The following is a 23656-nucleotide window of genomic DNA, read 5'->3' on the forward strand; positions in this document are numbered from 1 at the left end:
AAAAAGTTGAATTTACTTAACTTTTTGAGGCCTTTATAAATATGAGAAATCTGCTTTATTCTTTAATTTGGAAAGATATTTCAATCAAATTGTTAGTGTGCAGTGTTTTTGATTGACCAGGAATAACCAACTCAGGATTAATTTTTCGTTTAAGGAAAAAGTGACGAATAGTATTTAATTCCTCATCTTTGATAGCACGATATTTATTGGAAATTAAAAGTTCATAATGTGTGGGTGCTTTCGTAAACACGACATCAGTATTTCCTGCTGAGTAGACCTCAACCAACTGTGCATCTGTATTTCGTAGTTGATTCTGAACAAGTTCAGGATGACTGCTTGTTGTATTGATTAATCTCATATTACCCTCCAAATTGATTTTATATATAACATTATTAGTGCAAGAACTAATGATGGTGTTTTTGCCATTCTAGAACACCCCATTTGTGACTCCCTCTTTTTAAGAGGTCAATGGCTTCTTCAATTGGAAACCATGCTAGATTATTAAAGTCTTCTAAAGGATCACATACCCTGTGATAGTCCGTTACTTCATAGAGGTGGGCGGGATTATGATAGTAGGTATCGCGATGACGAGAGTAGAAATACTCATCTGCTTGTCCATAATAGTAGCCTATTTCTGCTGAAAAACCAAGTTCCTCCAATAACTCCCTTTCAAGAGCTGTAGTATGATTTTCTCCATATTCTATTTCACCACCAGGTAAGAACCAAGATCCATTTGGGGCCTGTACTAAAATAATTTTATCATTTTTTTGATTGGGAATAATTGCATAAACACCATAACGGGTCTGATAGCTTTTTTGATCACTTTTTTCACCGAAAACTGGGACTGTCATAAGCTCCCTCCTTTTTACTATTATACTAAAAATTAATTGATTTAACTTATTAAAATGTGTATTTTTGATCAAAAATTAATAAAAAGAGTGCTATCTTTAGCACTCTGGTATATTAGTCCTTTTGCTGAGGAATAGGCTGTGTTTTAGTAAGTTTTTTGGTACTTTTGATAACTATATTGCCATTACTAGTCAACATGGCTTTCAGATCTTTCTCAGTTGGGTTTTCAAGATAGTAGTCAGTGATAGCATCTTCAATATAATCTTGAATCGTTCTTCTAAGTGGACGAGCACCCATCTTAGCATCATAGCCAAGATCAACTAATTTTTCCTTCACCTTATCTGTAACATCTAGGTGAATATTATTATATGCTAAGCGTGTATTGACATCGGCTAACATTAAATCAACGATATGTAATAAATTGTCTTTACTTAATGCTTGGAATTCAATGATGCCATCAAAACGGTTCATAAATTCTGGACTGAAGTAATTACTTAATTCTCCTAGAACAGAATTAGTACGTCCTTCGCGTGTTGCACCAAAACCAACAGAGGCTTCAGCTTTGCTGGTACCTGCATTTGATGTCATGATGATAATAGTATCTTTAAAGCTGACTGTTCGCCCTTGTCCATCAGTGAGCCTACCGTCATCTAAAACTTGAAGAAACATATGCATAACATCAGGGTGAGCTTTTTCAACTTCGTCTAATAGTATCAGTGAATAGGGATTTCGTCTGACTTTTTCTGTTAATTGACCAGCTTCTTCATACCCCACATATCCTGGAGGAGCGCCCACTAGCTTAGCAACAGCGTGTTTTTCCATATATTCAGACATGTCAAAACGAATCATATTATCAGCTGAACCGAAGAGTTCAATGGCTAATTGTTTAGATAATTCCGTTTTCCCTACTCCAGTCGGACCTACAAAGAGGAAAGATCCAATTGGTCGATTTGGGCTACCTAAACCGACACGATTGCGACGAATAGCTTTAGCAATTTTATCAACAGCAGCATCTTGACCGATCACATGAGCTTTCAAATCATCTGATAGGTTGACTAATTGAGATTGTTCTTTTTCTTTGAGGTCACCAACAGGAATATTAGTTTTTTGCTCAACAATTGCTTCAATAGTCTTTTCAGTAATGATAGGAGTATCTTGATCGTCTAACTTTTGATTTTGTAGCTCCTTGTACTTAGCGATTTGGTCGCGGAAATAAGCTGCGCGTTCAAAATCTTCATCGCGGGTGGCTTGCGCTTTTAAATTTTCGGCTTCCACTAAACGTTTATCAATTTCTTTAGGATCAATGAAATTAAGAGTTAAATTCATTTTTGAACCAGCTTCATCAAGTAAATCAATAGCTTTATCCGGTAAGAAACGATCTTGGATATATCGATTCGATAAATTAGCAGCTGCTTCAATGGCATCTTGACTGTATTTGACATGATGATAGTCTTCGTATTTGGCTTGAATCCCTTTAAGAATGGTAATGGTTTCTTCCACAGAAGGCTCATCAACCTTAACAGGTTGCATTCGACGCTCTAAGGCTGCATCTTTTTCGATGATGCGGTATTCGTTGAGTGTAGTTGCCCCAACCAACTGTAACTCACCGCGCGCTAAGGCTGGTTTTAAGATATTGCCAGCATCCATATTGCCATCTCCAGCAGTACCAGCACCAACTATTTCATGAATCTCATCAATGAAGAGAATAACATCTTGACGGTTACGAATCTCTTCCATTAATTTTTGCATACGTTCTTCAAATTGTCCACGAATACCAGTTCCTTGGACTAGACTAACTACGTCTAAACGGATAACCTCTTTATGTTGTAGTTTATGAGGAACACTGCCATCAACGATTTTCTGAGCCAAGCCTTCTACAACTGCAGTTTTACCAACTCCTGGCTCACCAATCAAGACGGGATTATTCTTAGTTCGTCGATTCAAAATTTCAATAACGCGAATAATCTCTTCGTCGCGACCAATAACAGGATCAATATCACCATTTCTTGCGATATCAGTCACATTAATCCCAAACTCTTCAAGGAGACCGGGCTCTCTTTGAGGTTGTCTTGCGTTTTGGCCAGAAATTGCTCCTTGGCCGTTGTGGTTGTTGCCTCCACCAGCCCCACCACTACCATTTTGCCGGCCAGATTGGGTTGGAGGCGTATTTGGTAAGTCCCCAAAAGCTCTAAAGTTATTGAGATCACCAAAGAAATCATCAAATAAAGGGTTTAAAGAATCTTTTTGATTTTGGGGGTTAGAACGCATGCCGCCCCAAATCGAGTTGTTTGCATCAGTCTTCATAATTTGATAACAGTTTTGACAAAGGTCAATTTGTCTTTGCTTCCCATTCACATTAGCATATAGGTGAATAGAGGCCTCGTTTAATTTACAGTTTTGACAAAGCATAAAATACCTCCTGGGGCTTTTGTTCAAAAGAAAACCATTTAGTCAATAATGGTCAAACTTCATAATCTTATTATAGCACCCTTAGGTTGGAAATCAAGCAAAAAGTTCAAGAATTAGCACTTGTATTTAAAGAGTGATAATTATGGGATACAAAGAGAGAATAGGTTAACCTAAGCCTAAAGTTTGTGAAAAAACTGATAAAATTGGTTCTTTTTGTGTTGGTTTATTTATTTTTATGATAGAATAAAAGGGATAACAAACGAATAGGAGAAAAGACATGGAATCACATTTAGTGAGAATCATTAATCGCCTTGAATTGATGGTCAATGATGGTGGCAATTTAAAAAGAAATTTTGAACGTGATGGTGTTGTAGTTGCTGAAGTCTCTTTTGCAAATGATCCAGAAAGCGGTCCCGTTTTTACATTACGTGATGTGGAAGCGCGTGAATCATACTCATTTGATAGTATTGATTTAATTGCGATGGAAATTTACGATTTATTATATTGATGCTGCGGGAGCATGGATAGAAAGCTTATTTTTCAATAAGTTTTTTATTTTTACTTAAAATATATTTTTATTTACAAAAGGATATACTTATTCTTAGTTTCGTTTTGCTAAGACCTTAGCCTTTGTTTCTTCAGCCAGAAGGTTTGCTATTAAAAACAAAGAATCTTTACTAATCTTTTTGGTATAATAGAGAGAAATAAGAAAAGGAAGTAAGTAATGGTTACAATTATCGATGGTAAAGCATTAGGACAAAAAATACAAAATAAATTATCTGAAAAAGTAAGTGACTTAAAAAGGGAATATGGAATTGTTCCAGGCTTAGTTGTGATACTTGTAGGTGATAATCCCGCAAGTCAAGTTTATGTCCGAAATAAAGAAAAATCAGCCATTGCGGCAGGTTTTAAGAGTGAGACAGTACGTTTGTCAGAATCAATTTGTCAAGAAGAGTTAATTGCTATTATTCATCAATATAATCAAGATGATACTATTCATGGCATATTAGTTCAGCTACCGTTACCAAGTCACATTAATGACAAAAAGATTATTCTCGAAATTGATCCTAAAAAAGATGTGGACGGTTTTCATCCTATGAATACCGGCCATCTTTGGTCTGGACGACCTCTAATGGTTCCTTGTACCCCAGCTGGTATTATGGAGATGTTTAGCGATTACGGTATTGATTTGGAAGGAAAGCATGCAGTGATTATTGGGCGTTCAAATATCGTTGGTAAACCGATGGCACAGTTATTACTTGATAAAAATGCCACAGTGACTTTAACTCATTCACGAACACGGCATTTAGCAGAATTCGCAAAACAGGCTGATATCCTGATTGTAGCTATTGGACAAGGTCATTTTGTGACAGAAGAATTTATCAAAGAAGGAGCCGTAGTTATTGATGTCGGCATGAATCGTGATGATAATGGTAAATTAATTGGCGATGTAGACTTTGATCAAGTGTCCCAAAAGGCAAGCTATATCACTCCGGTGCCAGGAGGCGTAGGTCCAATGACCATTACGATGTTGCTAGAGCAAACTTATCAGTCCGCCCTAAGAAGTGTGAGCAAATGAAATTATCGCAGGAATTTTTAAGGCAAGTGATTACCAAAAGGAAAAGAGCAAGTCATAAAGGAGATTACGGCCGATTACTTTTAATTGGAGGGCTCTCTCCTTATGGTGGAGCTATCATCATGGCTGCAAAAGCGGCTATTTATAGTGGTGCCGGCTTAGTAACTGTGGCTACTGAAAAAGATAACATCTGTCCACTTCATGCTCAATTACCAGAAGCAATGGCCTTTTCAGTCGATGACAAAACCCTATTCTTACAACATATACGGACTGCGGACGTTATTCTTATCGGTCCTGGACTTTCAGAGAATAGCAAAGCTGAGTCTCTATTTGATACAGTGATGGAGCAGGTGTCAGAGGAGCAGATTTTAATTCTGGATGGCTCTGCCCTAAACCTCATAGCAAAAGGAAAAAAACAAGTTAAGAAAGGTCAGAATCTTGTTTTAACCCCTCACGAAAAAGAATGGGAACGTTTATCAGGACTAGCCATTGAAAAACAGAACTTAGAGACTACTCAAGAAGCTTTAAGTCATTTTCCTGATAGCACTATACTGATTGCAAAAAGTCATGCTACGAGTATTTTCTATCAAGATCAGATCTTTCAAATAGGTGTTGGGGGTCCTTACCAAGCTACGGCAGGTATGGGTGATACACTAGCAGGTATGATAGCTGGCTTTGCTGGTCAATTTCAAAATGCTAGTCTAGTTGAGAGACTGGCTGCGGCAACTTACTTGCATTCTTATATTGCAGACCAACTAGCTAGAGATAACTATGTGGCATTGCCCACTACTATTTGTGAGCAAATACCTTATTGGATGAAAAAATGGTGTCAGAATTAATCTTCTTTTGTGAGAACTAATGACTAGGAGCTGCAGGCTCCTTTTTTCGTGCTTAGAGCAGACTTTTTAAGTGAAAAAATGGTATAATTGCTTTTGTATAGTGGCGTTTTCGCCTTTAACAAAAAGAAAGGAAACCTGATGTCTGATTATTTAAGTGTTAGTCAATTAACCAAATACCTTAAATTGAAGTTTGACCGTGATCCCTATTTAGAACGGGTTTATCTGACAGGTCAGGTTTCGAATTTTAGAAAAAGACCCAACCATCAATATTTTTCTTTGAAGGACGAAGGAGCAGTTATTCAAGCTACTATTTGGGGTGGCGTCTACAAGAAATTGGGGTTTGATTTAGAAGAAGGGATGAAAGTAAATATAGTTGGCCGTGTGCAGCTTTACGAGCCTTCGGGGAGCTATTCTATTATCATTGAAAAGGTAGAGCCAGATGGTATTGGCGCCTTAGCCCTTCAGTTTGAACAATTAAAAGCTAAACTAAGTAAAGAAGGTTACTTTAATGACAACCACAAGCAAGCTCTGCCACAATTTGCTAAAAAAATTGGTGTTGTAACGAGCCCAAGTGGGGCAGTTATTAGAGATATTATTACCACGGTATCTAGGCGTTTTCCCGGTGTTGATATCCTTTTGTTTCCAACTAAAGTTCAAGGAAGTGGAGCAGCAGAAGAAGTAGTGACCAATATTGCCCTTGCAAACCAAAGAACAGATTTGGATTTATTAATCGTTGGTCGTGGGGGAGGTTCTATTGAAGATCTTTGGGCTTTTAACGAAGAGATAGTTGTTCAAGCTATTTTTGAATCACGCTTACCCATCATCTCAAGTGTTGGTCATGAGACAGATATTACCTTGGCCGATTTTGTAGCTGATCGGCGAGCAGCTACACCGACAGCAGCGGCTGAGCTAGCAACTCCTGTCACTAAAGCTGATATAATTTCTTGGATAAGTGAACAACAAAATAGAGCCTATCAAGCTAATCTACGCTTATTTAAGCAAAAAGAAGATAGGTTAGCCAAGCTTTCACAATCCGTTATATTTAGGCAGCCTGAGCGCCTTTATGATAGCTTTTTACAAAAGATTGATCAACTCCAATCTCAGATGAACTATCAGATCAAACAAAAACTATCTGAAACTCAACGTCTGGAGGTCTCCCTAAGACATCGTCTCCAGTCCTTGGATATACTCGCCAAGTTGAGTCGTTATCAAGAAAAAGTTAATTACCTTGATCAGTGGTTGCAAATCAATATGCAAAAACGTTATGATTATTCTTTGGCCCGATTTGAAAAAGCTCAGGATACTCTGTTAGCTCTAGACACTGAAAGAATCATTGCTAGAGGTTATGGGATTTTACGAAAAGATGAAGAGGTTATATCGTCAGTTGCAAATATAGCAATAGGTGATGCTTTAGACCTTGAACTACAAGATGGACAAATAGAAGTAGAGGTAAAAAATGTCAAGCAAAAAACAAACATTTGAAGAAGGCTTACAAGAACTAGAAGCTATTGTTACAAAACTTGAAAATGGGGATGTTCCCTTAGAAGAAGCTTTGGCAGAATTTCAAAAAGGAATGATTCTTTCAAAAGGCCTACAAAAAACGTTGCAAGATGCTGAGAAAACTTTGGTTAAAGTCATGCAAAACGATGGAACAGAAGTTGAGATTGATGCCTGATGAATAAAGTAGATAAGATTAATCAGGCACTCACCCGTTTTTATCAAGAGAAGCAAGCTGTGTCTGAACAGCTCATAGCGGCGATTAGATATTCTGCGGAATCTGGTGGTAAAAGGATTAGGCCCCTCCTCTTATTAGAACTATTAGAGGCTTTTTCAGTGACTTTAACAGATAGTCATTATGATATTGCAGCTGCTCTTGAAATGATTCACACTGGGAGTTTGATCCATGATGATCTCCCAGCTATGGATAATGATGACTATCGTCGTGGTTGCCTTACGAATCATAAAAAATTTGATGAAGCAACGGCTATACTAGCTGGTGATAGTCTCTTTTTGGATGCCTTTGCCTTAATTGCTGGGACAAATTTGTCAGCTAATATAAAGGTTGATTTAATAGAATCTCTTTCGAATTCATCAGGAACTTTTGGTATGGTTGGCGGTCAAATGCTTGATATGAAAGCAGAAGGACAAGAGCTAACTTTAGCAGAGTTGCAAGAGATTCATAGCCATAAAACGGGCTGTTTGCTGGCCTATCCTTTTTGGGCAGCAGCTAAAATAGCAGAAGTGGATGAGCAGATTCTTCTGGAGATTTATCAGGCTGGTCAAAAGGTTGGTCATGCTTTTCAAGTCCGGGATGATATCTTAGATGTTACCGCTGATTTCGCTGACTTAGGTAAAACACCTCACAAAGATTTAGTAGCAGAAAAAATGACCTATCCGCGGCTACTAGGTTTAGAAGAATCTTATTGCGTCTTGAATGAAGATATTGATCAAAGTATTGCAATTTTAGAAGCTTTACGAAATAAAGTTGCTTTTAAGCCTGAAAACATTATTTGCTTGATAGAAAGGTTACGCTTGCATGCCTAAAGAGAGAGTTGATGTCTTAGCCTATAAACAAGGCCTATTTGATACTAGAGAGCAGGCTAAACGAGGAGTTATGGCAGGGCTAGTTGTGGCCGTATTAAATGGTCAACGCTATGATAAACCAGGTGAGAAGATCGATGAAACAACGGAACTTAAGTTAAAAGGCGAAAAACTAAAATATGTCAGTCGTGGTGGGTTGAAACTTGAAAAAGCATTAGAGGTTTTTTCTATTTCCGTGGCTGATAAAATCACAATTGATATAGGTGCTTCCACTGGAGGCTTTACAGATGTCATGCTTCAAGCTGGAGCTCAATTGGTTTATGCTGTTGATGTAGGAACCAACCAATTGGTTTGGAAACTTAGACAAGACCCCCGTGTCAGAAGCATGGAACAGTATAATTTTCGTTATGCACAACTAGCTGATTTTCAAGAGGGGCAACCTACTTTTGCAAGTATCGATGTTTCATTTATCTCCTTGAGTTTGATATTACCAGCTCTTCATGATATTTTAGCTAATAATGGTCAAGTTATTGCCCTAATCAAGCCACAATTTGAGGCAGGTCGGGATTTGGTTGGTAAAAATGGTATTGTCAAGGATAAAAATGTCCACCAAAAAGTCATTAAAGAAGTTATCGCCTTTGCAACAAAATTCGGATTTATAATTAAAGGTTTAGATTTTTCACCAGTTCAAGGTGGCCATGGCAATATTGAATTTTTGATACATTTGCAAAAAGGCTCACAAGAGGTTTTGATTGACGAAATAGATATTACATCTCTTGTTGAAAAAGCACATAAGGAATTTGACAGACATGAAGAAAAGTGAACGTTTAGATTTAATTAAAAAGATTGTTTTATCGCATGATATTGAAACTCAACATGAGTTATTAGCCTTGCTTAAAGAACAAGGCTTAGAACTTACCCAAGCGACTATTTCTAGAGATATGAATGAGATTGGGATTGTGAAAATACCTTCTGGTTCAGGTCCATACATTTATGGTCTTTCTCAAGATAGCGGCAAAAAGATTACACAACGCCCCTTGTCCATTCGGAATAGTATTTTATCCATTTCAGAGAAAAATCAGGACTTAAAGCAACACCTGTATCTTAAGGTGGTACCTGGAAATGCCATGGTAATGAAACGTTGTCTCTATACTGATTTTGCAGAACGTATCTTTGGTGTCATCGAAGATGATGACAGTATTCTTTTGTTAGCAAAAACAGAGGCTGATGCTGATTACATTAGAAATGAAGTGTCAAGATGGGTAACTAATAAATCATTGTAAAGAGAGGGTTAGGAATGCTTTTAGAAATTTCGATTAAAAATTTCGCCATTATAGAGGAAATTTCCCTAAGTTTTGACAATGGAATGACAGTTCTTACAGGTGAAACTGGAGCAGGTAAGTCTATCATTATTGATGCTATGAATATGATGCTAGGGGCGCGTGCTAGTATTGACGTGATTAGACATGGTGCTCCAAAGGCTGAGATTGAGGGCTTCTTTTCCATTGACCATAAGGCTGAGTTGATGGTGTTACTAGAAGCAAATGGTATTGATGTTCAGGATGAATTGATCATTCGCCGAGATATTTTTGCTAACGGACGTAGTGTCAGTCGTATTAACGGCCAGATGGTTAACCTCTCCACATTAAAAGAAGTAGGCCAATTTTTAGTTGATATCCATGGCCAACATGATCAAGAAGAATTGATGAGGTCTGCTCACCATTTAGCAATTTTAGATGCCTTTGGCGATCCAACATTTCAAAACCAAAAAGTAGCCTATCAAGAGATTTTTGACAATTACAAAAAGCTTCGCAAAAAGGTCATTGAAAAACAAAAGAATGCACGTGATCATAAGGAACGCATTGATATGTTGGCATTTCAAATGGCTGAAATTGAGGCAGTCGGCTTGCAAAAAGGTGAAGATGTTTCTATTCAATCGGAGAGACAGCGGCTTTTGAATCATAAACAAATCGCTGATACTCTAGCAAATGCAGCAGTTCTTCTAGACAACGAGGAGTTGTCCAGTTTGTCCAATATCCGTTCTGCTATGAATGATCTTTTAGCGATAGAAACGTTTGATCCAGACTATAAATTAATGGCAAGCAATATTACGGAAGCTTACTATATTTTGGAAGATGTTAATAAAATGTTATCAGATACTGTAGATAATTTGGATTTTGATGCAGGTCGACTCCTAGAACTAGATAGTCGTTTGGATCAAATTAACAGCTTGACACGAAAATATGGTGGAAATGTCGATGATCTCTTAGATTACTACAGTAATATTGAAAAAGAATATCAGCTTTTGACGGGCAGTGAAAGTTCAGATGAAGAGCTAGAAATACAACTCAAAAAAGTAGAAAAAGATTTAATCGGCCAAGCTCATATTTTAAGTCAGGAGCGACATAAACTGGCACATCAATTAGAAACAGACATCAAACAGCAGCTAAAAGATTTATATATGGATAAAGCTAATTTTGAAGTGCGTTTAACTCCTTCAAAGTTTAACCGAAATGGTAATGAAACTGTTGAGTTTTATATTTCAACAAATCCTGGTGAAGGCTTTAAGCCCTTAGTTAAAGTGGCTTCAGGTGGTGAATTATCACGCTTGATGTTAGCCATAAAGGCAGCTATTTCAAGTAAGGAAGACAAAACGAGTATTGTCTTTGACGAGGTTGATACGGGAGTGTCTGGGCGTGTTGCGCAGGCTATTGCTCAAAAAATTTATAAAATTGGAAAGAATAGTCAAGTACTTGCCATTTCACATTTACCGCAGGTTATTGCCATTGCAGATTATCAGTATTATATTTCTAAAGAAAGCAAGGCTGATACCACAGTTTCAAAAGCAAGCTTATTAGACGACGATCAACGTGTGGAGGAAATTGCTAAGATGATTGCGGGTAATGACATAACGGAAACAGCACGCCAACAAGCACGGGATTTATTACAGAAAAAGTGATGGCAAATTGAATAAGAAGAAAAGGACTAGGAATTATTTTCTTTTTGCAACCTAACCTTAAGCAGGAGTGCTTTGATTTATTTGTCAATCAATGCTAAAATATTAAGAAATAGACTAGTAATAGAATGGAAACAACTATGGGAAATATTAAGATTGTTACAGATTCATCAATTACAATAGAACAAGACCTAATTGATAAATATGATATAACTGTCGTGCCTCTCTCTGTGATGATTGACGGGAAGCTTTATTCTGATAATGATTTAAAAGAAGAAGGACAATTCCTCAAGTTAATGAAAGCTAGCAAGCATTTACCAAAGACCAGTCAACCACCGGTAGGACTGTTTGCGGATTATTATGAGAAATTGGTTGCGCAGGGTGCTAGTGAGATTATTGCTATTCATTTAAATCCAATCCTATCAGGAACTATTGAAGCGTCACGGCAAGGTGCTGAGATTGCCGGTGCTTCAGTTCATGTTCTAGATTCATCTTTTACGGATCAAGCACTAAAATTCCAAGTCCTTGCTGCTGCTAAGTTAGCCCAAGCTGGAGCTTCCTTGTCTGAAATATTAGCCAAGGTTGAAGAAGTTAAAGAAAAAACGAGACTCTACATTGGCGTATCCACATTAGAAAATCTAGTAAAGGGTGGCAGAATTGGTCGTGTTACAGGAGCGATTAGTAGCTTATTGAATATTCGCCTTTTAATGGAGTTAATACCTGATCAATTGCAGCCAATTGCAAAAGGAAGAGGAAATAAAACCTTCTTTAAATGGTTGGAAAATCACATGCAAGAGATAGCTAAAAAGCCAATTGCAGAACTTGCGATTTCTTATGCTGGTGATAGGGAACTAGCCGATCAGCTTTTAGAGAGAATCAGACCTTTTTACAAGGGAGAGGTATCTGTACAAGAGACTGGCTCTATCATTCAAACTCATACAGGAGAAGGCGCCTTCGCCGTTATGATTAGATATGAGTAAGAAGGATTTACTAAAAGGAAGCCTCTGTTTTGTCCTAGCCTTCCTGATTTTTTCCCTTGTTTTAAATTTGCTTATACCAAAATCACGGTCCCAATTAAAGGCCAGTGATTTTTTAAATCAGGAAAAAGTTCATATTAATTATATTGCCATCGGGGATTCCCTGACAGAAGGGGTAGGAGACTCTACTAATCAAGGTGGCTTTATTCCCCTCTTATCTAAAGATTTGGAATCACACTATCATGTTACTGTAAATGCTCAAAACTACGGTATTTCTGGTAATACAAGCCAGCAAATAGTAAAACGCATGCAGAATGATGAAGCACTTAAATCTGACCTAAAAAAAGCTCAAATCATGACTCTCACTGTAGGGGGGAATGATGTGATGGCGGTTATTCGAAAACACTTATCTCATCTTGAAATAGAAACTTTTGATCAACCTATGACAGAGTATCAAGAAAGGTTGAGTCAGATTATTACATTAGCTAAAAAAGCTAATAAAGATATTCGTATCTATGTTTTAGGTATTTATAATCCCTTTTATTTAAATTTTCCAGAAATAACAAAAATGCAAGATGTAGTGAATAATTGGAATCACAGAACAAAGATAACCTTATCCCAATTTAAATATGTTCATTTCGTTCCTATTAACGATCAACTCTATAAGGGGATTGATGGAAAAGAAGGAATTGTTCACTCAGAAGGTGATAAGAAAAGTGTCCTAAATGATGTATTATATGCAGGTGATCATTTTCATCCTAATAATATTGGTTATCAGATAATGTCCGACGCTGTATTGGAGGCAATCAAAAAACATGAAAAGAAACTCAAACATTAATTGGTGGAAATGGGCTTTTCTCCTTCTATTAGCCCTAAATTTAGCTTTTTGTCTTGTAATAGGTAGTCGCTTGATTCAAATTCGAGAACCAGAAACAGAGCAAATCAAGGTTCAAAAACAGAAGGCGATTAAAGTTGGAACGATCGATTCTAACCGTCAGCAATTGAATCAAACTGTAGCTAGTTTTTTGAAAGATAACCAGACTAAGGATTTGACTTACAATATCTATGCTGGATCGTCTTCTATTATTTTTGAGGGCAAGTACAGACTCTTAGGATACGAAGTTCCTCTTTATGTCTACTTTCAGCCGATTGCCTTAGCCAATGGGAACGTTCAACTGCAAGTTTCATCAATTTCTGCTGGAACTTTACCTTTGCCTGAGTCAGAAGTATTACAATATGTAAAATCGAGTTATGATTTACCAAACTTTGTAACTGTTAATGCCAAAAAATCATCTTTAATGATTGACCTTAGTAAAATTAGGAGTAATACTCCACTTTTTCTAAAGGCTAAAAAACTTGACTTAATTAACGACAAAATAAGTTTTGATATTTACAAGAAATCGTCAAAATAACGTTAAATACTTGACCTATAAGCTTTTTTTAGATATCATTGTAACTGTTAAAGCATATTGCTTATTAATTAATTGGAGGATTTGTTAAATGGCTAACAAACAAGATTTAATCGCAAAAGTTGCAGAAGCAACTGACCTTACTAAAAAAGATTCAGCGGCAGCTGTTGACGCAGTATTTGCTGCAATTGAAGGCTTCCTTTCTAAAGGTGAAAAAGTTCAATTAATCGGTTTTGGTAACTTTGAAGTGCGTGAACGTGCAGCTCGTAAAGGCCGTAACCCACAAACTGGTGCAGAAATTGAAATCGCTGCATCAAAAGTACCAGCTTTCAAAGCAGGTAAAGCTCTTAAAGACGCAGTTAAATAATTTTTACTTAAAGATCCTTATCACATCAGATTTTCTTGATGATGATAAGGATTTTTTTGTTGAGAGAGTAAAATTAGTCATGGTTAATTTTGTGTGTTTTTCCTGCCTCTTTAACATATTATAAAGCGTGTTTCACCCAGTGTTGTAGAAGATAGACTCCATTTCTCCATCTAGTAAGTTTAAATGATAGAATTTAAGAATGGGTCGGTAATTTTGGTAGCGCTTGCAATAGGAGGACTGTTTTGGTATATTAGCTAAGGGAGTAACGCCCCTTATATTTATCTTTTAATATTTTGGAGGTTCTTATGAAGAGAAGGTTAATGAGTAGTCTTTTGATTTTGGGGATTATTGCAACATCATCCACAGTAGTTAAAGCGAGTGGACCCAAAGTAGCTTATACGCAAGAGGGGGTGACAGCACTTTCTCAAAATGCTAAGGATAAAGTGAAGACTATTTCTATTGAAGCTATTCAAAAAAGTCTAGATGGTAAGAAACAAACGACCGTAAGCTTTGATATTGATGACACATTACTTTTTAGTAGCCAATATTTTCAGTATGGAAAAGAGTATGTCACTCCAGGATCTTTTGATTTTCTTCATAAACAAAAATTTTGGGATCTTGTTGCAAAGCGGGGAGATCAAGATTCTATTCCTAAAGAATATGCAAAAAAATTAATTGCTATGCATCAAAAACGAGGAGATAAAATTATCTTTATCACAGGAAGAACTAGAGGCTCAATGTATAAAGAGGGTGAAGTTGATAAAACAGCGAAAGCATTAGCCAAAGACTTTAATTTAGATAAACCAATTGCTATTCATTATACCGGAGATAAAGCCATTAAACCTTATAAGTATGACAAATCATATTATATTAAGAAATACGGCTCAGAAATCCACTATGGTGATAGTGATGAGGATGTTCATGCAGCAAGAGAAGCAGGTGCTAGACCCATTAGAATTTTAAGAGCACCTAATTCCACAAACTTACCATTGCCACAAGCTGGAGGATATGGGGAAGAAGTTTTAGAAAATTCGGCTTATTAATCATTTTATTACTGAAACTTTAGCAACTTTCCATCAGGCATATTTCGTAGTTTAAAAATGATAAGTTCATCCTTTATAAGCTCTTATAGCAATAAAGTTTCTACTCGGCAATATTTATGAAAGTGTATCAGCTTAAAAAGAGAAAAATAATCTCATTTAAAGATTCTTATCTTATTAAGTTTTGATAATGCTAACAAGGTCTTAGAATTCTATTTCTCAATTTAACAGGTTTCATCAATCATGTCATCTGTTCCTAATAGCATTGAGCGGAGCTCCAAATAGAGAGTAGTAGCTAGACAAAAGAAAAGCCGCCCTATCGGTCTAAGAGCGGCTTTTTGTCTTATTTAAGGAGTCTTAATTAGTCAAAGGATACTTGTTTTGGTGCAAGTTCATCAAAGAAGGCTTCAACATGAGCTTTTACTTTGTCTTCTGGTTGAGATTTGAATTTCTCTAAAAGTTCTGCATAATTTTCATCTGTAATCTCTAAATACAATTCCGCCTCGTCAACATCAACGTTTTTCTCTTTTAAAAGATCTAATAACTCTTGACGGCTGTTATCTTTTACGTCTGAACGAACTTCAGTGTTTACATTTCCAACTTGATCTGCGTTGACAATTTGAGTTGAAGCAGTAAGGCATGCTGCAGCTAATGCTAAAGCAGCGATTGTAGACATTGCAAATTTTTTGCAAATTAGTTTCATAAAAAAGTTTCCTCCATTTTCGGCTAGGTATACCGTTAATTTCTGTGACAGAAAACTATCACAAGTTTATTTTAATTCATAACTCTCTTTTTTGTCAAATTATTTTGTAATATATTTGATGCAAATTATTTTTAAATTAAAAATTTTTGACCTAAAATGAATGTTATGCTTGCGTCTGACCAAATTTTTCGAGTCTTCATTTTAACTTTAGAGACATAGTTAAGCTAATGTAAAGCAGATCTTACTTCTTTATCTAAAAATTATATGTAAAGGTATGAAAAGACAACAGACTGCCTACTAGCGTAAAAGCTGATATACAAACTAAGTGTTTTTAATGTAAACGTAAGGAAAGATAAGGTTATGTACTAGTAATGATAAATTTTTGACTTCTTATCGTTCCTTCTTTTGATAATGATATTTCTCCAAAATTACTTAGCTGGTCAAGTTATTTAGAATTATTCTAAATAACTTGACTTTTTTATTTAGAATTATTATAATTAAAGTGAGTTAAATAGTGAGAAAATTTCTAATCTGGAGGGAAGAGAAATGGCTTGGATTAAAGGGCATATTCGTTTAGTGGAAACACTTATTTGCCTGTTATTGATTTTAGTAGGTTTACTACTTTTAAGAAGGTATACTGGCTTAGCTTCAGTTTTTTTTATACTGGCTTTTTTGCTTGGTGGTTATGAATCTGCAAAAGAAGGTCTTCATGAGTTGTTTGTTAAGAAGCATTTGACTGTTGATATTTTAATGGTTTTAGCTGCAGTAGGTGCAGGTATTATCGGTTATTGGTTAGAAGGAGCTTTATTGATTTTCATTTTCTCCCTTTCCAATACCTTGGAAGAAATGGCTATGGAAAAAAGTAAACATGCTATTTCAGCATTGATGAATCTTACACCAGATACAGCACGCAGAATTCGAGATGATGGAAGCGTTGAAGAAGTTGAAACCAAAGCTTTAAAAGTTGGTGACAAATTGCAAGTACGAAAAGGTGAGTCCATTCCAATTGATGGTGAGTTACAAAGTAACTTTGGTCAATTTGATGAATCAATGATTACGGGTGAGTCTGTCACTGTTGAGAAAACTTATAAGGATTCCTTAATTGGGGGCACAATTAATGAAGGGCAAACTGTTGAAATGATAGTAACTGTAGAGAATGAGGACACTTTATTTGCTAAAATTGTCAATTTAGTAGAGTCTGCCCAAACTCAAAAAAGTCGCACAACAACTTTCATTGAAAGTCTAGAAAACCATTATGTTAAGGCTGTCCTTCTCTTAGTACCACTTTTTATCCTATTTTGTCACTTGATTCTTGCTTGGCCTTGGTTGGATTCTTTTTACCGAGGAATGGTTTTACTGACAGTAGCTTCTCCCTGTGCTTTGATAGCTTCCTCAACACCAGCAAGTCTATCAGCTATTAGCCGAGCTGCAAGAAAAGGTCTAGTCATCAAGGGTGGTGATATTGTTGATAAAATGGGTGATATTAAAGCAGTTGTTATGGACAAAACCGGAACCTTGACTCAAGGCAAACCTTCAGTAGTAGATAGCTATTATATTGGTGATAAATCAGAAATTGACACAATTGTGAAAGCAGCGGAGGAAATGTCCATCCATCCTATCTCACAGGCGTTATTGGATTACATTGGTGAAGGTATCCATCTTAGTCCTATTCAAGCAGAGGAAATTTCTGGTAAAGGTTTTATGGTGACAAGTAATGGTCAAGAATGGCGGATCGGAAAGAAATCTTTTATACTAGAAAGAGTAACTCACATTGAGCATATTGAGCCTGAAATTGACATGTTAGAGAGTCAAGGTAAAACCCTTATATTTGTTAGTAAAGAAGATGACTTAATGGCTTATTATGCCTTACTTGATGACATTAAGGAAGAGTCTCTAAAAGCGATTAAGATGCTGCATGCTTTAGATATTAAGACTGTCATGTTAACAGGTGATCAAGAAAGAACAGCCCATTATGTGGCTAAAAAATTGGGTATCGATGAAGTCGTTGCTAATTGTATGCCACAAGATAAAGTTGTTAACCTTGCTAAAATTAAAGAAAGGTATGGTTTTGTGGCTATGGTTGGCGATGGGATTAATGATGCGCCAGCTTTAGCTCAGGCAGATGTATCTTATGCTATTGGTTCAGGAACAGATATTGCAATGGAAAGTGCTGATAGTGTTATCATGGAAGATTTGACGAGAATTCCATTTTCAATCAAATTATCAAAAAAAATGAAAAGAATAGTGAAGCAGAATATTATTTTTGCTCTATCTGTTATTAGCCTACTGATCCTAGCGAATGTTTTCCAAGTTGTAAATTTACCATTAGGTGTCGTTGGTCATGAAGGATCTACGATTCTTGTTATCTTGAACGGTTTACGTTTATTGTCTTTTAAATAAATTAGGAAACTTGATTCTTACTTTGAAAGTGTTTATACTAGTACTAGGAGATTTGTATAGAAAGTAGACCACATGATAAAATTAGGAATCGAAGCTGTTATAATAGGATTAGCCATTTTTTCAATTGTAAAAGTCATTATTTTTATTGTCCTATCGGAGAAATTTTTACCCAAAAATAAAGTCAGAAAAAATAAAAAGAATCCTAAAACCTATTATTTGAAAAGAGGTAGTCAAAAAATTAGTTCTGCTGAAAAATATAAAAGAGATTATTTTAGATAAGAGAGTCTCTTAAGATAAGGGCGAGCATCTCACTTGAAGCTTGCCTTTTTCTCTACACCAACATGTTAGTATCCTGAAAAAAGGAGTTTATTATCCACTGTTTTTGAAACGTTTTCATGATTTACATCTTCTGTTTTCAATTTTATCTGGAATAGACTAGCTTTTTTACGCCATTTTTTGTAAAATAGATGTTGTAAAAAGGTGATAAACCTTAAATAAAAGGAGAATTAACTAATGGTTAAATTGGTTTTCGCTCGCCACGGTGAGTCAGAATGGAATAAAGCTAACCTTTTCACTGGTTGGGCTGATGTTGATCTTTCAGAAAAAGGAACGCAACAAGCTATTGATGCAGGTAGATTAATTAAAGAAGCTGGTATCGAATTTGATCTTGCCTTCACATCAGTTCTTAAACGTGCTATCAAAACAACTAATCTTGCTCTTGAATATTCAGACCAATTGTGGGTACCAACTGAAAAATCTTGGCGTTTAAACGAACGTCACTACGGTGGGTTAACTGGTAAAAACAAAGCAGAAGCTGCAGAACAATTTGGTGATGAGCAAGTCCACATCTGGCGTCGTTCATACGACGTATTGCCTCCAGATATGGCTAAAGATGATGAACATTCAGCACATACTGACCGTCGTTATTCACATTTAGATAACTCTGTTATTCCAGATGCTGAAAACTTAAAAGTAACCTTAGAACGTGCACTTCCTTTCTGGGAAGACAAAATTGCACCAGCTTTAGTAGACGGTAAAAATGTCTTCATCGGTGCTCACGGGAACTCCATCCGTGCCTTGGTGAAACATATCAAACAATTAAACGATGATGAAATCATGGATGTTGAAATTCCTAATTTCCCACCACTAGTTTTTGAATTTGATGAGAAATTAAACTTGACTGCTGAATACTATCTTGGTGGTCAGTAATCAGACGGCCCTCACTGTGAGGGCTTTTTTTGTCCACACAAGTTAGGTTATTTGGACTTTTTGGACATGAAGAAATCTCTTCTTAGTATCTTTTTACTAGCAGAGAGTCTCCTTTTAAATTACATTTTGCTAGAGCTTTGCTATAAGAAAAGGCATAGGCTAGCTTAAGAATTTATGGTAACATAGACTTTAATAAGTAATGGAGAGGTGTCCTTATGAAAGCAGAAGAGCGTCGAAAAACCATTTTAGAAATCCTTGAAGCTAACCAAGAGCCATGTTCGGCCAGTCAGTTAGCTAAGGAACTACAGGTCAGCAGGCAACTTATTGTAGGCGATATTGCCTTACTGAGAGCTTTGCAAAATGATATTATTTCAACTCCTAAGGGCTATATTATGCGCCAATCACTTTATTCAAGTGACTACACAGCGAGATTAGTTTGTCAGCACCAAAATGACCAGACTTTCCAAGAGTTATCTATTATTGTGGCTAATGGTGGTATTGTTTCAACGGTGGAAGTGGAACATCCTCTCTATGGTATGTTAACTGCTCCTCTTAATATTAAAAGTCAGCAAGATATACTTGATTTTATGACTAAGGTTGACAATTCGCATGCAGAACTCTTGTCCTCACTAACCAATGGACTACATAGTCATTTGGTATCTTGTCCAGATCAGAGAAGCTTTGAAAAAATTAAAGAAGAATTGTCATCAGCCGGTATTCTTTATCACAATTAACAAAACCTTACAGGTGTCTTGACACCTGTAAGGTTTTGTTTTATAATTGCTTTTAAACAAAAGGAGATTATTATGACAAAGAAACCTACTCAAACAATTGCTTACGCATCAATATTAGTTGCATTTGGAATACTGATTCCTATGATTATGCCTGTTAAAATTGTAATTGGTCCAGCTTCCTACACTCTAGCGAGCCATGTTCCTCTTTTTATCGCCACATTTATTTCTCTACCAGTGGGTTTATTTGTTGCACTCGGAACAACACTAGGATTCTTTTTAGCCGGTTTTCCAATTGTTATCGTTATGAGAGCACTCTCACATCTTATTTTTGTAGCAGTAGCCGCTCTCTATCTAAGTAAGAAGCCCACAACCTTACAGAGTCCCCTTAAAGCTTTACCTTTTGCGATAGTGATTAATATCATCCATGGAGCTGCAGAATTTTTGGTTGTTCTTTTAATGACAATGACTGCTCATACAGAACTTTCTTATATCTGGTCCATATTAGGGCTTGTTGGGCTAGGAACTGTTATTCATGGGTTAGTTGATTTTTATTTAGCCTATTGGATTTGGAATCGCTTAGCACATAAATAAAGGCTAGGGAAATTATCTTAATATTAATCGTCAAGTCCTTGTTGCAAGGGCTTGCATTTTTTTGGGAAATTGGTATACTAGAAAAAGAATTGTGAAGACTATAACAAAAGAGGTAACCATGAAGAGTCCAGAAGAGATTATCCAAACTACGATTGCTATTGGCCAGCACAAAGTTGAAAAGCCTTTTCTTGCAAAAGCTATCTTAGGTTTTATTGGAGGAGCTATGATTAGCCTTGGCTACCTCTTATATGTCCGAATTGCTGCCAGTGGCTTAGAAACTTTCGGTGCTTTTTCAAGTATTTTAGGGGCATGTGCCTTTCCTATAGGGTTAATTATTATCCTGATGGCCGGTGGTGAATTAATTACTGGAAACATGATGGCTGTATCGGCTAGCTTTTTTGCCCAAAAAATCCCCTTTAAAAAGCTCCTACATAATTGGTTAATCATAACTCTTTTTAATCTAATTGGCGCTATTTTTGTTGCCTACGTTTTTGGTCATTTTCTCGGCTTAACCTCAAGTGGAGTCTTTAAAGAAGAAGTTATTCACGTCGCACAAGCAAAGATTATGGCCAGTCCCTTACAAGCCTTTGTATCTGGTATTGGCTGTAACTGGTTTGTCGGACTTGCCCTATGGTTAAACTATGGTGCTAGTGATGCCAGCGGTAAATTGCTAGGTATTTGGTTTCCAGTGATGACTTTTGTTGCTTTAGGCTTTCAGCATAGTGTGGCTAATGCCTTTATTATACCTGCAGCTATATTTGAAAATGGGGCAACTTGGTTAGCATTTTTACAAAACTTCACCTTGGTTTATGCAGGTAACATTGTAGGTGGTGCAGTCTTTGTCAGTCTCTTCTATTACAAAGCATTTTACCACCACTAGTATTATAAAATAGAAAAAAATCCTGACTGAGAACTTCATTCTCAGTTTTCTTTTTATATTTTATGATAAAATAGAATGCGAAGTTTAAAAGGGGGTATTGTCATCAAAAAAGAGTCAAAATTATTAGTTGTTGTTAAGAGAAAAGCAAGTATACCTCGCCGGATAAACCTTTTATTTTCTATTATTGTCTTTCTTTTTGTGGTTTTAATCTTGCGCCTAGCACAAATGCAAATTCAAGATAAGGCTTTTTATGATGCAAAGCTTAAGTCCTCAACCGTTTATAAAGTTAAAAGTTCAACACCACGGGGAATGATTTTTGACCAAAAAGGAAAATTGTTGGTTGGTAATGAAATAAAAGAAGTTATTTCATTTACAAGAAATCCTGATGCTTCGGCAAATGACCTAAGAACATTAGCTAAAAACTTAGCTGATTATGTAAGGTATAATGATGTTAAAGTTAGTCTACGTGCTAAGAAGGATTACTATCTAGCTGATCCTAAGGTTTATGCTAAAGTGGTTAAAAAATTACCTAAGAATAAAAAAGTTGATGCTTACGGTAACAGCTTGACTGAAAGAAAAATCTATCAACATGCTTTAGCTTCTGTCACCAAAGATGAACTTAATTATTCTTCGGAGGAAGAAAAAGTTATTTCTATTTTTAACCAAATGAACGCGGTAGCCAGTTTTAATACGATAACTCTAAGAACCGCAGATTTAACAGATCAAGAAATAGCTTATCTGGTAGCCAATAAAGCAAAACTACCAGGGATTTCCGTGACAACTGATTGGAACCGCAAAGTGGAAGATGTTAGCTTGAATTCAATTATTGGGAAGGTATCCAGTCGAGAAGCAGGTCTGCCTCAAGAAGAAGCAGCAGAATATATAAAAAAGGGTTATGCTCTGAACGACCGGGTAGGAACCTCCTATCTTGAACGACAATATGAAAATCAATTACAAGGTCAACATGAAGTTCGGGAAATAAAAACAAATAAATCAGGAAAAATTGTCTCCGATAAAATCACTCATAAAGGTGAAAATGGGAAAAACTTGAAATTGACTATTGCAACAGATTTTCAAGATGGTGTCGATAAAATTATAAGAAAATATTTTGAATCAGAAATTGCCGAAGGCAAAGCTAAGTATTCAGAAGGAGCTTATGCTGTTGCTATGAATCCTAAGACTGGTGCTGTTCTGGCAATGTCAGGACTTTCTCAAGACTTGGAAACGGGTCAATTGGAAAAGAATGCTCTAGGAACTATTACTAACGTCTTTACTCCAGGTTCGGTAGTCAAAGGAGCTACCTTAGCAGCTGGTTGGCAAACAGGAGTTATTACTGGGAATCAAATTTTAACGGATCAGCCAATTCAGTTTGGAAATTCTAAACCAATAAATTCTTGGTTTACTTTTGGTCAACAAAATATCTCAGCTATTCAAGCTTTGGAGTATTCCTCAAATACTTATATGGTGCAGATTGCTCTGAAAATGATGGGACAAGATTATCATGTTGGAATGTCCTTAACAAGTGATGGCATGAAAAAAACAATGGAGGAACTGCGCAAAGCTTATGCTAGTTTTGGCTTAGGGGCACCTACTGGTATTGATCTACCTGGTGAATCTACCGGTTATGTGGCTGGCAAATATACTGTTTCAAATGTTATCACAGAAGCGTTTGGACAGTTTGATAACTATACTGCGATGCAATTAGCACAGTATGTTTCGACAATTGCAAATGGAGGTAAGAGAGTAGCACCTCATTTGGTTGAAGGTGTTTATCACAATGATGGTAGTAAGGGACTTGGTCAACTTGAGAAGACAATTGCAACTAAAGAGTTGAATCAGGTTCAACTAAACCATGAGCAGTTGGCGATAATTCAGGATGGTTTTTATCAAGTTGTAAATAGTGGTAGTCCCTATGCTACTGGTAAAGGCATGGCTGGCTCATCTGTTACTATTAGTGGTAAAACGGGAACTGCTGAAACGTATGCTAAAGATAAGAATGGCAATACCGTAGCTACTTTTAATCTCAATGTTGTTGCTTATGGACCTAGTCAGGAGCCGCAGATTGCAGTAGCCATTATGTATCCACATGCTAGCGACGCTCTAGCTAAAGCTCATCAATATATGGCAAGAGATATTATTAATTTATACCTATCAATGAATGTAAAATCATAAAGGA

At 36.4% G+C, this 23656-nt stretch carries 25 protein-coding genes; 21 read left to right on the top strand and 4 right to left on the bottom strand.

Annotated features, from left to right (window positions below):
* Nucleotides 1–55: 55 nt before the first annotated feature.
* The 3 genes from DQM45_RS02710 to DQM45_RS02720 form a co-directional block, all read right to left on the bottom strand.
* The gene (locus tag DQM45_RS02710) at nucleotides 56–358 is read right to left on the bottom strand and encodes a DUF1827 family protein (protein WP_003084009.1); all 303 of its coding nucleotides are present in this window, start codon (nucleotides 356–358) and stop codon (nucleotides 56–58) included.
* A 46-nt stretch (nucleotides 359–404) separates the two neighbouring features.
* On the bottom strand, nucleotides 405–851 hold the full coding sequence (locus DQM45_RS02715; protein WP_003083543.1) for an NUDIX domain-containing protein: 447 nt from the start codon (nucleotides 849–851) through the stop codon (nucleotides 405–407).
* Between the two features lie 112 nt (nucleotides 852–963).
* On the bottom strand, nucleotides 964–3258 hold the full coding sequence (locus DQM45_RS02720; protein WP_003085648.1) for an ATP-dependent Clp protease ATP-binding subunit: 2295 nt from the start codon (nucleotides 3256–3258) through the stop codon (nucleotides 964–966).
* 277 nt (nucleotides 3259–3535) lie between these two features.
* Between DQM45_RS02720 and DQM45_RS02725 the strand changes: the two genes are divergently transcribed.
* From DQM45_RS02725 to aphA, 14 genes are all read left to right on the top strand, one after another.
* Complete coding sequence (locus tag DQM45_RS02725; RefSeq protein ID WP_003085121.1) at nucleotides 3536–3766, top strand: DUF1797 family protein; 231 nt, start codon at nucleotides 3536–3538, stop codon at nucleotides 3764–3766.
* Between the two features lie 216 nt (nucleotides 3767–3982).
* Nucleotides 3983–4837, top strand: a complete 855-nt coding sequence (locus tag DQM45_RS02730) for a bifunctional methylenetetrahydrofolate dehydrogenase/methenyltetrahydrofolate cyclohydrolase (RefSeq protein ID WP_003083178.1) — start codon at nucleotides 3983–3985, stop codon at nucleotides 4835–4837.
* Complete coding sequence (locus DQM45_RS02735) at nucleotides 4834–5673, top strand: NAD(P)H-hydrate dehydratase (RefSeq protein ID WP_003084720.1); 840 nt, start codon at nucleotides 4834–4836, stop codon at nucleotides 5671–5673. Before DQM45_RS02730 ends, DQM45_RS02735 begins: the two co-directional genes overlap by 4 nt.
* Nucleotides 5674–5811: 138 nt before the next feature.
* A complete protein-coding gene (xseA, locus tag DQM45_RS02740; RefSeq protein WP_003082735.1) occupies nucleotides 5812–7155 on the top strand; it encodes an exodeoxyribonuclease VII large subunit in 1344 nt (447 codons plus the stop codon).
* Complete coding sequence (locus DQM45_RS02745; protein WP_003084065.1) at nucleotides 7130–7348, top strand: exodeoxyribonuclease VII small subunit; 219 nt, start codon at nucleotides 7130–7132, stop codon at nucleotides 7346–7348. Before xseA ends, DQM45_RS02745 begins: the two co-directional genes overlap by 26 nt.
* Entirely contained in the window at nucleotides 7348–8217 is an 870-nt protein-coding gene (locus DQM45_RS02750; protein ID WP_003084108.1) for a polyprenyl synthetase family protein, read from the top strand. The genes DQM45_RS02745 and DQM45_RS02750 overlap by 1 nt, the downstream gene beginning before the upstream one ends.
* Entirely contained in the window at nucleotides 8210–9037 is an 828-nt protein-coding gene (locus DQM45_RS02755) for a TlyA family RNA methyltransferase (protein ID WP_003085306.1), read from the top strand. Before DQM45_RS02750 ends, DQM45_RS02755 begins: the two co-directional genes overlap by 8 nt.
* Nucleotides 9024–9497, top strand: a complete 474-nt coding sequence (locus tag DQM45_RS02760; protein WP_003083574.1) for an arginine repressor — start codon at nucleotides 9024–9026, stop codon at nucleotides 9495–9497. Before DQM45_RS02755 ends, DQM45_RS02760 begins: the two co-directional genes overlap by 14 nt.
* Nucleotides 9498–9511: 14 nt before the next feature.
* Nucleotides 9512–11173 carry a DNA repair protein RecN gene (gene recN, locus DQM45_RS02765; protein WP_003083729.1) on the top strand — a complete coding sequence of 554 codons (1662 nt, stop codon included), beginning with the start codon at nucleotides 9512–9514 and terminating at the stop codon, nucleotides 11171–11173.
* 137 nt (nucleotides 11174–11310) lie between these two features.
* On the top strand, nucleotides 11311–12150 hold the full coding sequence (locus DQM45_RS02770; protein WP_003085253.1) for a DegV family protein: 840 nt from the start codon (nucleotides 11311–11313) through the stop codon (nucleotides 12148–12150).
* Nucleotides 12143–12985, top strand: a complete 843-nt coding sequence (locus DQM45_RS02775) for an SGNH/GDSL hydrolase family protein (RefSeq protein WP_003083572.1) — start codon at nucleotides 12143–12145, stop codon at nucleotides 12983–12985. The genes DQM45_RS02770 and DQM45_RS02775 overlap by 8 nt, the downstream gene beginning before the upstream one ends.
* Nucleotides 12963–13559: a YpmS family protein gene (locus tag DQM45_RS02780; protein ID WP_003085894.1), complete on the top strand. Its 597-nt coding sequence runs from the start codon at nucleotides 12963–12965 to the stop codon at nucleotides 13557–13559. Before DQM45_RS02775 ends, DQM45_RS02780 begins: the two co-directional genes overlap by 23 nt.
* A gap of 88 nt (nucleotides 13560–13647) precedes the next feature.
* Nucleotides 13648–13923: an HU family DNA-binding protein gene (locus tag DQM45_RS02785; protein ID WP_003084234.1), complete on the top strand. Its 276-nt coding sequence runs from the start codon at nucleotides 13648–13650 to the stop codon at nucleotides 13921–13923.
* Between the two features lie 305 nt (nucleotides 13924–14228).
* A complete protein-coding gene (gene aphA, locus DQM45_RS02790) occupies nucleotides 14229–14966 on the top strand; it encodes an acid phosphatase AphA (protein ID WP_003084440.1) in 738 nt (245 codons plus the stop codon).
* A 358-nt stretch (nucleotides 14967–15324) separates the two neighbouring features.
* Here the strand turns inward: aphA and DQM45_RS02795 are convergent, their stop codons facing one another.
* Nucleotides 15325–15666 carry a hypothetical protein gene (locus DQM45_RS02795; RefSeq protein WP_003082871.1) on the bottom strand — a complete coding sequence of 114 codons (342 nt, stop codon included), beginning with the start codon at nucleotides 15664–15666 and terminating at the stop codon, nucleotides 15325–15327.
* Nucleotides 15667–16212: 546 nt separating this feature from the next.
* Between DQM45_RS02795 and DQM45_RS02800 the strand changes: the two genes are divergently transcribed.
* From DQM45_RS02800 to pbp2b, 7 genes are all read left to right on the top strand, one after another.
* Nucleotides 16213–18066 (top strand): heavy metal translocating P-type ATPase, encoded by a 1854-nt coding sequence (locus DQM45_RS02800; protein ID WP_003083554.1) that lies wholly within the window; start codon nucleotides 16213–16215, stop codon nucleotides 18064–18066.
* Nucleotides 18067–18138: 72 nt separating this feature from the next.
* Nucleotides 18139–18345 (top strand): hypothetical protein, encoded by a 207-nt coding sequence (locus tag DQM45_RS02805; RefSeq protein ID WP_003083391.1) that lies wholly within the window; start codon nucleotides 18139–18141, stop codon nucleotides 18343–18345.
* A gap of 234 nt (nucleotides 18346–18579) precedes the next feature.
* Complete coding sequence (locus DQM45_RS02810) at nucleotides 18580–19275, top strand: phosphoglycerate mutase (RefSeq protein WP_003084158.1); 696 nt, start codon at nucleotides 18580–18582, stop codon at nucleotides 19273–19275.
* Nucleotides 19276–19490: 215 nt separating this feature from the next.
* The gene (locus DQM45_RS02815) at nucleotides 19491–20009 is read left to right on the top strand and encodes a transcription repressor NadR (RefSeq protein ID WP_003085721.1); all 519 of its coding nucleotides are present in this window, start codon (nucleotides 19491–19493) and stop codon (nucleotides 20007–20009) included.
* Between the two features lie 72 nt (nucleotides 20010–20081).
* Nucleotides 20082–20600 (top strand): hypothetical protein, encoded by a 519-nt coding sequence (locus DQM45_RS02820; RefSeq protein ID WP_003084636.1) that lies wholly within the window; start codon nucleotides 20082–20084, stop codon nucleotides 20598–20600.
* Nucleotides 20601–20718: 118 nt separating this feature from the next.
* The gene (locus DQM45_RS02825; protein ID WP_003082602.1) at nucleotides 20719–21480 is read left to right on the top strand and encodes a formate/nitrite transporter family protein; all 762 of its coding nucleotides are present in this window, start codon (nucleotides 20719–20721) and stop codon (nucleotides 21478–21480) included.
* Nucleotides 21481–21576: 96 nt separating this feature from the next.
* Nucleotides 21577–23652, top strand: a complete 2076-nt coding sequence (gene pbp2b / locus DQM45_RS02830; RefSeq protein ID WP_180687834.1) for a penicillin-binding protein PBP2B — start codon at nucleotides 21577–21579, stop codon at nucleotides 23650–23652.
* Nucleotides 23653–23656: the final 4 nt, after the last annotated feature.

The organism is Streptococcus porcinus, from assembly GCF_900475415.1.
In the GTDB taxonomy this organism is placed as follows: domain Bacteria; phylum Bacillota; class Bacilli; order Lactobacillales; family Streptococcaceae; genus Streptococcus; species Streptococcus porcinus.

Coding starts and splice junctions, on each gene's coding strand:
- DQM45_RS02725 (WP_003085121.1), top strand. CDS start 3,536: ATGGAATCACATTTAGTGAGAATCATTAATCGCCTTGAATTGATGGTC.
- DQM45_RS02715 (WP_003083543.1), bottom strand. CDS start 851: ATGACAGTCCCAGTTTTCGGTGAAAAAAGTGATCAAAAAAGCTATCAG.
- DQM45_RS02805 (WP_003083391.1), top strand. CDS start 18,139: ATGATAAAATTAGGAATCGAAGCTGTTATAATAGGATTAGCCATTTTT.
- DQM45_RS02810 (WP_003084158.1), top strand. CDS start 18,580: ATGGTTAAATTGGTTTTCGCTCGCCACGGTGAGTCAGAATGGAATAAA.
- DQM45_RS02745 (WP_003084065.1), top strand. CDS start 7,130: ATGTCAAGCAAAAAACAAACATTTGAAGAAGGCTTACAAGAACTAGAA.
- DQM45_RS02760 (WP_003083574.1), top strand. CDS start 9,024: ATGAAGAAAAGTGAACGTTTAGATTTAATTAAAAAGATTGTTTTATCG.
- DQM45_RS02785 (WP_003084234.1), top strand. CDS start 13,648: ATGGCTAACAAACAAGATTTAATCGCAAAAGTTGCAGAAGCAACTGAC.
- DQM45_RS02820 (WP_003084636.1), top strand. CDS start 20,082: ATGACAAAGAAACCTACTCAAACAATTGCTTACGCATCAATATTAGTT.
- DQM45_RS02735 (WP_003084720.1), top strand. CDS start 4,834: ATGAAATTATCGCAGGAATTTTTAAGGCAAGTGATTACCAAAAGGAAA.
- DQM45_RS02720 (WP_003085648.1), bottom strand. CDS start 3,258: ATGCTTTGTCAAAACTGTAAATTAAACGAGGCCTCTATTCACCTATAT.
- DQM45_RS02815 (WP_003085721.1), top strand. CDS start 19,491: ATGAAAGCAGAAGAGCGTCGAAAAACCATTTTAGAAATCCTTGAAGCT.
- DQM45_RS02795 (WP_003082871.1), bottom strand. CDS start 15,666: ATGAAACTAATTTGCAAAAAATTTGCAATGTCTACAATCGCTGCTTTA.
- DQM45_RS02800 (WP_003083554.1), top strand. CDS start 16,213: ATGGCTTGGATTAAAGGGCATATTCGTTTAGTGGAAACACTTATTTGC.
- DQM45_RS02750 (WP_003084108.1), top strand. CDS start 7,348: ATGAATAAAGTAGATAAGATTAATCAGGCACTCACCCGTTTTTATCAA.
- xseA (WP_003082735.1), top strand. CDS start 5,812: ATGTCTGATTATTTAAGTGTTAGTCAATTAACCAAATACCTTAAATTG.
- DQM45_RS02770 (WP_003085253.1), top strand. CDS start 11,311: ATGGGAAATATTAAGATTGTTACAGATTCATCAATTACAATAGAACAA.
- DQM45_RS02710 (WP_003084009.1), bottom strand. CDS start 358: ATGAGATTAATCAATACAACAAGCAGTCATCCTGAACTTGTTCAGAAT.
- DQM45_RS02755 (WP_003085306.1), top strand. CDS start 8,210: ATGCCTAAAGAGAGAGTTGATGTCTTAGCCTATAAACAAGGCCTATTT.
- DQM45_RS02730 (WP_003083178.1), top strand. CDS start 3,983: ATGGTTACAATTATCGATGGTAAAGCATTAGGACAAAAAATACAAAAT.
- DQM45_RS02775 (WP_003083572.1), top strand. CDS start 12,143: ATGAGTAAGAAGGATTTACTAAAAGGAAGCCTCTGTTTTGTCCTAGCC.
- recN (WP_003083729.1), top strand. CDS start 9,512: ATGCTTTTAGAAATTTCGATTAAAAATTTCGCCATTATAGAGGAAATT.
- aphA (WP_003084440.1), top strand. CDS start 14,229: ATGAAGAGAAGGTTAATGAGTAGTCTTTTGATTTTGGGGATTATTGCA.
- DQM45_RS02780 (WP_003085894.1), top strand. CDS start 12,963: ATGAAAAGAAACTCAAACATTAATTGGTGGAAATGGGCTTTTCTCCTT.
- DQM45_RS02825 (WP_003082602.1), top strand. CDS start 20,719: ATGAAGAGTCCAGAAGAGATTATCCAAACTACGATTGCTATTGGCCAG.